Annotated in this window: 6 protein-coding genes and 1 pseudogene; 2 read left to right on the top strand and 5 right to left on the bottom strand. The window is 43.2% G+C overall.

Annotation, left to right across the window (positions count from 1 at the left end):
- Window positions 1–24 precede the first annotated feature (24 nt).
- Together AB4Z17_RS30480 and AB4Z17_RS30485 are read left to right on the top strand one after the other, a co-directional pair.
- Window positions 25–1416, top strand: coding sequence for an aldehyde dehydrogenase (locus AB4Z17_RS30480; RefSeq protein WP_441964035.1), 1392 nt, complete (start codon window positions 25–27; stop codon window positions 1414–1416).
- Between the two features lie 128 nt (window positions 1417–1544).
- Entirely contained in the window at window positions 1545–2954 is a 1410-nt protein-coding gene (locus AB4Z17_RS30485) for a HEAT repeat domain-containing protein (protein ID WP_441964037.1), read from the top strand.
- Window positions 2955–3333: 379 nt separating this feature from the next.
- On the opposite strand, the gene AB4Z17_RS30490 is transcribed toward AB4Z17_RS30485, so the two are convergent.
- The 5 genes and pseudogenes from AB4Z17_RS30490 to AB4Z17_RS30510 form a co-directional block, all read right to left on the bottom strand.
- Window positions 3334–4398, bottom strand: coding sequence for a hypothetical protein (locus AB4Z17_RS30490; protein WP_441964039.1), 1065 nt, complete (start codon window positions 4396–4398; stop codon window positions 3334–3336).
- A gap of 114 nt (window positions 4399–4512) precedes the next feature.
- Complete coding sequence (locus AB4Z17_RS30495; protein WP_083682118.1) at window positions 4513–5340, bottom strand: AraC family transcriptional regulator; 828 nt, start codon at window positions 5338–5340, stop codon at window positions 4513–4515.
- Window positions 5341–5461: 121 nt separating this feature from the next.
- Window positions 5462–6076 carry an NAD(P)H:quinone oxidoreductase gene (gene wrbA / locus AB4Z17_RS30500; protein ID WP_076268782.1) on the bottom strand — a complete coding sequence of 205 codons (615 nt, stop codon included), beginning with the start codon at window positions 6074–6076 and terminating at the stop codon, window positions 5462–5464.
- Window positions 6077–6102: 26 nt separating this feature from the next.
- Window positions 6103–6555, bottom strand: coding sequence for a MarR family winged helix-turn-helix transcriptional regulator (locus tag AB4Z17_RS30505; protein ID WP_441908057.1), 453 nt, complete (start codon window positions 6553–6555; stop codon window positions 6103–6105).
- 191 nt (window positions 6556–6746) lie between these two features.
- Window positions 6747–7181: pseudogene (locus tag AB4Z17_RS30510) on the bottom strand (alpha/beta fold hydrolase); the annotation flags it as partial.

Genomic DNA, 7181 nt, shown 5'->3' on the forward strand with positions numbered 1-7181 from the left:
GGATATGTAAGGAGGGTTGCGGAAATGAGTTCATTAACAGCAGCAGATATTGAACAGATTGTGCTAGAGCAAAAAACATTTTTCGAACAAGGCCAGACCAAGGAGCTGCACTTTAGGCTGAATCAATTGCAACGATTGCTGCAAGCCATACAGCGTCATGAGCAGGAAATCGTCGAGGCGCTTTATCAAGACCTTCGCAAAAGCGAACTAGAGACCCATATGACAGAAATTATAATCGTAACCAATAGCATTCGACATGTCATTAAGCATCTCAAAAAGTGGATGAAGCCGCAGAAGGTGAAAACACCGATTTATCTGTTTCCATCCACCAGCCGTATAATGAAGGAACCCTATGGTACAGCTTTGATTATTGGTCCCTTCAACTACCCGTTCCAGCTTGTCATCGAGCCGCTTATCGGAGCCATTGCCGCAGGCAACTGTGCCATTCTCAAACCATCCGAAAGCTCGCCTCATGTTTCAGCTTTAATAAATAAAATCATCAATGAAACCTTTGATCCCGCCTACATTAAAGTCATTGAGGGGGAAAAGGAAACGACCTCATTGCTCATTCACGCGCCGGTTGATTATATTTTTTTCACAGGGAGCATCGCGGTCGGAAAAATCGTTATGGAGGCGGCTGCCAAAAACCTTGTGCCTGTCACGCTTGAGCTCGGGGGAAAAAGCCCTGTCATCGTAGATTCTACCGCTAACCTCGAGATCGCTGCCAAGCGGATCATCTGGGGCAAATTAATGAATACCGGCCAAACCTGTATTTCACCCGATTATGTGCTGGCTCATCAGGATATTAAAGAAAAGCTGGTCGCAAAAATGAAGGAAGTCATCCAATCCTTCTATGGATCTTCTATACAAAGCAACAAAGATTATGGTCGAATCATTAATCAACGCCAATTTGACAGGCTTGCTTCCATTCTAGAGCAAGACAGAGCCAGCATCGTTTATGGAGGAGGCACAGACCGCGATGACCTCTTTATCGAACCGACGATACTGGATGGCGTTTCATGGGATAGCGCAGCGATGTCTGAAGAATTATTTGGCCCTCTTTTGCCTGTTATGGAGTACCAAGATATGCATGAGGCCATTCGAATGATTAACGCTCATCCAAAGCCGCTTTCCCTTTACTTATTTACTGAGAATAAAGCGCTGGAGGATGAGGTTATGAGCCGTGTTTCTTTCGGCGGCGGCTGTATTAACGATACGATTATGCACGTCTCTAATCCCTATTTGCCATTTGGCGGTGTTGGCAGCTCAGGTGTAGGAGCCTATCATGGCAAATACAGCTTTGATCTGTTCTCGCATCAGAAGAGTATTTTGAAGAAAAGCACTAAGTTTGAGCTTGGGCTCGTCTTCCCTCCTTATGCTGGAAAATTAAAGAATATTAAAAAGCTGCTCAAATGAGCAGCTTTTTTGGCTGACAAACAGGAAGTTAGTTTTATGCAAGCTTCACTTAGTTTCGTGTATGTAGCATTGGTTCGACTTCTCATATAATCGGTTTATCACCACAACATTAGGAGGTCATCCATTATATGAATCAATCACCGCTTCTACTCACTGACGAGCAAATGCAAAAGTTTATTACTGAAGGCTTTCTTATTCTAAAAACAGATTTCCCCGAATCCTTCCATCAAGCCATGACAGCTGAACTTGGAAAAGTATATGACGAGGAAGGCAATCCCGGCAACAACCTGCTGCCGCGAATTAGAGAAATACAACAGGCTTTCGACAGCCCCGTTATTACAGGCGCATTAACAAGCGTACTGGGTCCAAACTACATGCTGCATGCCCATCGCCATGGCCACTTTAATGCACAGCCGGTTGCTGGCGGTTGGCATAAGGACAGCTACTGGGGCTACTCCCGTATGCGCAACCACCATCCATGGTGGGCAATGATTATGTACTTCCCGCAAAACACGCCAATTGAGCTTGGGCCTACTAGCGTTGTGCCTGGCACACAAAATTACGAGTCGCGTACCTTCGCCTCTGACGAGGTGCAAGGAGAAGCTTACGCTAGCGGTGAAGCAGGTACATTTGCACTCATCCACTATGATATCTGGCACCGTTCAACACCAAATGTATTAGGCAATGCTCGTTACATGCTTAAATTTGAATTTATGCGCACAGCTGTTCCAACTAAGCCTTCATGGAATAATCTGATTTCGGAGTGGAAAGAGCCTGCTGACCTTGCCCTGCCAATCGCTAACCACGAAGACATGTGGGAAGAAACATGGAACTGGCTATACGGTAAGCTAGGCAGTCTAGCAAACACTGCGGAAGCAAACGAAGAGAAATTAGCCGCACTGGCGACGGCTTTGGAAGATAGCTTCGAACCAAATGCCTTGAATGCTGCCTATGAGCTTGCTAAATATGGCGCTCCAGGCGTGAAAGTACTGCTGGCTGGTCTTCATCATGAGAGATTAGACGTATCACGCACGTCTGCTTACGGACTGTCCATCGCAGGCTCAGATGCAGTAAACGGATTGATCGGCGCACTAGAGAGCGATCGCTCAGAAACTGTACAGCATGCAATATTCGCGCTTGGCGAGCTGCGCAGCTACGCTGAATCCGCGCTTCCAAAGCTTGTTGAACTTCTGTCCCACTCCGATGCGACAGTAAGAATTGCAGTCGTTGAAGCACTTGGCATTTTGTCTAATTCTTCAGAAATTGCAGTGAAGGGTCTTATTACAGCCTTGTCCGATGAGGATGTTCAAGTACGATTTACAGCTGGGCTGTCCTTGTCCCGCATGGGTGCTGCAGCGGCAGCAGCCGTTCCCGCTTTGGCGGCAGTACTCGATGACGAGAACCGTTATGTAAGAGCTCATGCTCTAGAAGCACTGCGCTATATCGGCACGAATGAAGCGAAGGATATTTTGATCAAATCACTATTCAATTCCCGCTGGTGTTCGACAACTACGCCTGCAAACAGCTTTTATCCTTGATTCCATCGGAGTTCTTATACTTGCAGCATAAAGGTTGCCCCAAAAGAACTAGTTGTGCAGAACAATCCTAATCATGGGAAAAAGTTCGGAATAACAAAGGAGCTAAGCGATTTGAATCTGCTTAGCTCCTTTGTTTTTGGCATACGCTGCACCGCTGTTACGAACTCAGCAGCTCTTATTTAAACCATTCGCAAGGAATTATTATGGCAACGAACTCCAGCATCGCTATTTCAAGAAAAATAGCTCATATCACCCTATAGAGCATGATATAACGCCAATCAGGTTCGTTAGCGTTTGAAAAAGATCATATTCTGCATAATAAGCATGATTCGATTCGTTAGAGAAAATTTTAATTCAAACGCGCAACAGGGCTCGCGAACTATTCGCTGTCCTTGTTGCTTACCTCCATCAACTGCTGGCATTTCGTTTGAAATTCATGAGGTTTATCTACAAATAGATAGATTTGGTCAATTTGTTCTCTAATCCCGAACGCCGTAGTAACCGTAATTTCTTCTTTTAACATCAGATGCACATTAGGTTCTGTGCCCAGAATCTTTGTCGTTTTTTTCATTTTATCCTTAGCTAATTTCTCGAATGTAATGGCCGAAATGGATGCAATAGTATTGATATTCATGTCCGAATACAACTGAATGCCGTACTGAAACCTTATTTGTTGATCCGATACCAAAATAGGATTTAAGCACATCGCTCGGTAATCAGCAATTAGCAGCATAATAATATACACATTTCCTAATGAGAGTAACCATGCAGCGGTATGCGACCATTGCGCAAGCAGAATATGCATGCATACCCCTTCAATAATCAATATTTTCGAAAATACGAGTAAGGTTATCAGCTTGTTAGAGTTTTTATGATAACTAAACGAGGCAGCCCCCGTTCGAATGAAAGGTGTCTCTTTCCATGCGAACAAGGCGTAATAAAAAACAGATAATTCATGCGTGAGCAAAGCTGCAATTTTGGGATGGCGAATGGTCTCTTTTAGACTTTTCCGAAGTGTTTCTATAGGATGATTAGCAACTTTTCTATAACGCTTATAGGCAGCCGCAATATCATAGATTTTTAAAGCTAAAATAAAAGGCGCCAGCGGGATAAGGAAATATTTTATAGCGTTCATCGTTTCTTGATCGGTGTTTGGTACAAATAGCGCTAATGCTAAATAACCCAGAAGAGCAAATGGAATGATGGATGCGATCTTGAATTTTAGTACGCGAAACCATAGAAAGTACAGCAATAAAGGGATAACAACGACAAAATCTAATGCAATGCCTAGGGTCAGCAGCTGATCATTCTCTTTAATTAGAACAGAATTAGCAAATAGAAGATCGAGCAAAATGATAATGAAGCTTGAAGCAATAAAGAAACTAATATTCTTTTTATAGAGTTTGTTAATGGCATAAACACTCCCTTCCATTTCCCTTTTCATTATCTAATATAGGGGTAAAAATAACGCCGTTCAACTCCCTCATGTGAAGAAAATGGAAACGTTTTGTTTGTAAACTCAAAAAAACCGTCGCTTAAACAGCGACGGTTTTCTTTATCATTTCAGTGAAAGCTCCCTATATTCGCTCGGTGACAAAGCCATATACTCTTTGAATAAACGAGAGAAATAAGTGGCATCCATTCCTAGAGATTCAGCTATTGCCGAGATGCTAAGTGAAGTAAAGGATAGCAGCTGCCGTCCTTTGTCCATACGCTTGCGATTCACATATTGTATAGGTGAGAGCCCTGTCGTATTTTTGAACATGCGGATAAAATAATTAGGGTGAAAATGTACAAGCTGAGCAAGAGTATCTACTGTAATATTTTCCGATAAATGCTCTTCAATATAGGTCAGCACGACATTCAGCTTCTCAAATGAGCTGGTTGCCGGTGTTTTGATTGTGACATCCTCAGCCTGCTCCAGCATCATGGCCATAATCTCAAGAAACGCCGACTGCAGCTGCAGCTCGGATGTCCAGTCTTCACTCTTATGATGGTGTACCAGCCTTTCAAATTTACCCTTCAAGCCTTCGTGATCGGATATCGATATCATGACGGGCATTTCGAGCAGTTGAAACAGGTTGAAATTATCTATTTTTGCAGTAAAGTGACACCAATATTTTCCGTAAGTATTCGTATTAATCGTTCCATAGGATTGTACGACATCTGCGGGCAGCAGACACAGATCACCGGGCTTTGGATAATAAATTTGATTCCCGGCCTTAATGTACCCTTCGCCCTCTTGGATATAATATAGCTTATTCACATCCGTCGTATAATTATCGTCCTTCCACGAAAGCGGCACCTTCGTATAGTCGGCTATGGCAACATGCAATTTCAAACCGCTCATATAGGACTTCCAAAATGTACTTTTGCTTGCGTTCACCGTTATTCCCGCCTTTCAAGGCTGTCATACCCATTGTTCATCGAAGATCGCTGCGATTACCATACCATAATAGCATAAAAAAAAAAGAGGCAGTATCCCTCTGCCTCTTCTTATTTTCTGCTTAAGCTTGAGCGAGCCCTTGCTTGACCCACTGCGCAACATTGACTGTACGCTTAGCTTGATATTCCACAGCTGCTTTTACATCCTCAACCATTTTCCCGCCTTGCACTGTCACGCTTGTCCCATATGGATTGCCGCCAGCTTCAAAGGTAACTGGACTCGAATAACCCGGTGCAGCTACTATCGCTCCCCAATGATACATTGAAGTGTATAGTCCAAGGATGGTTTGCTCTTGACCGCCATGCGCGTTCTGCGCCGAAGTCATTCCGCTGACTACTTTATTGACTAGCTTGCCGTTAAACCAAAGTGAGCCTGTCGAATCAAGAAACTGCTTAACAGGACCAGGCATACCGCCAAAGCGGGATGGAATACTAAATATAATAGCGTCCGCCCATTCCAGATCCTTATAGGTAACCTCAGGTATATCTTGCGTTTCTGCAACATGAGTTCTCCAGATAGGGTTCGCTTGTATTGCTTCTTCTGAGGCAAGCTCAGGCGTCTTCAATATTTTCACCTCAGCTCCAGCTGCTTTCGCACCCTCTGCAGCCCACTGCGCCATTTGATAATTTGTTCCCGTTACACTGTAATATATAATAGCAAGATTAATCGTTGTCATCTAATACATCCCCTTAAACTTTTATGTTATTCACTCAGTTGTTCTGCATTAATGCCGATCGTTTTTAAAAGCTCAATAAGCTTCTCTTTATCCTCGTTGCTTACAGAACTGAAATTGCGTGTAATGACATCTGCATGCTTCGGAAAAATATCATCAAACAGTATTTGTCCCGCTTCGGTAAGAATGACGTTTGAGCCTCTACGGTCGGTAGCGCTTGGCTCTCGTCTCACATATCCTTTTTTCTCAAGCTTATCAACAACATAAGTAATGCTGCCGCTTGGAATGCAGAACTTTTCACTTATTTTCTGTATCGGATGAGGCCCCTTGCTATACAAAAGCTCCAATATCATAAAATGTTCCTGACTAATGCCATGGCTTTCAATATCCTTGCGCACATTGTCGCCAACTGCCTTAGACGCTTTGAACCATACACGAAATAACCGAAGATCAAGCTGGCTCTGTTCACTTTGCTGATTCATGCCCATGCCTCCTTGCTGCATTTATCTTAAAATCGTATTTCCTAGTTTTAGTATACTTTTATCCTATCATTAGGGTAAAGACATGTCAACCAACTTTTACCACACGCAAAAAAGGACCGAGCTCTTTCTCCATAAAGAGAGCATGTCGGCCTAGTCGTTTCGTATGATCGCTTACTCCGAGCAAAACAAGTTCAATGAAGTAAAAATGGGATTAGTTCATTATGTACAGCATCAGGCTGTTCATGATTAACACCGTGTCCTGCATGAGGGATTATTTTGTAACGAAATTGTCCTGCGTTTAATACCTGCAAAAAATCCTTCTTATGGGACAGCTTGTACTCACCCATCAGAAAATACAGCTTTTCCTTTATCGCAGCTGCTGACGCTTGATCATATTTCTGCAGCTTATGTGCAAACATCGCTTGTTGATTATGATTTTTCATGGTAAGAACAAGATGATCCGCTAATTCGGGATGCTGCTCATAAACGCGGGATTGGGGCGAGCTTAGCTTTTTTATAATTTTAAGCATATTATTGCGGGTTGGAATCAGCATTTCCGGCATCATCATCATTAAGGTGCTCACCATCGTTTTAATTGGTGTTGTAACCATCCCTCCCTCCATGCA

It is taken from the genome of Paenibacillus sp. TAF43_2 (assembly GCF_052113545.1).
In the GTDB taxonomy this organism is placed as follows: domain Bacteria; phylum Bacillota; class Bacilli; order Paenibacillales; family Paenibacillaceae; genus Pristimantibacillus.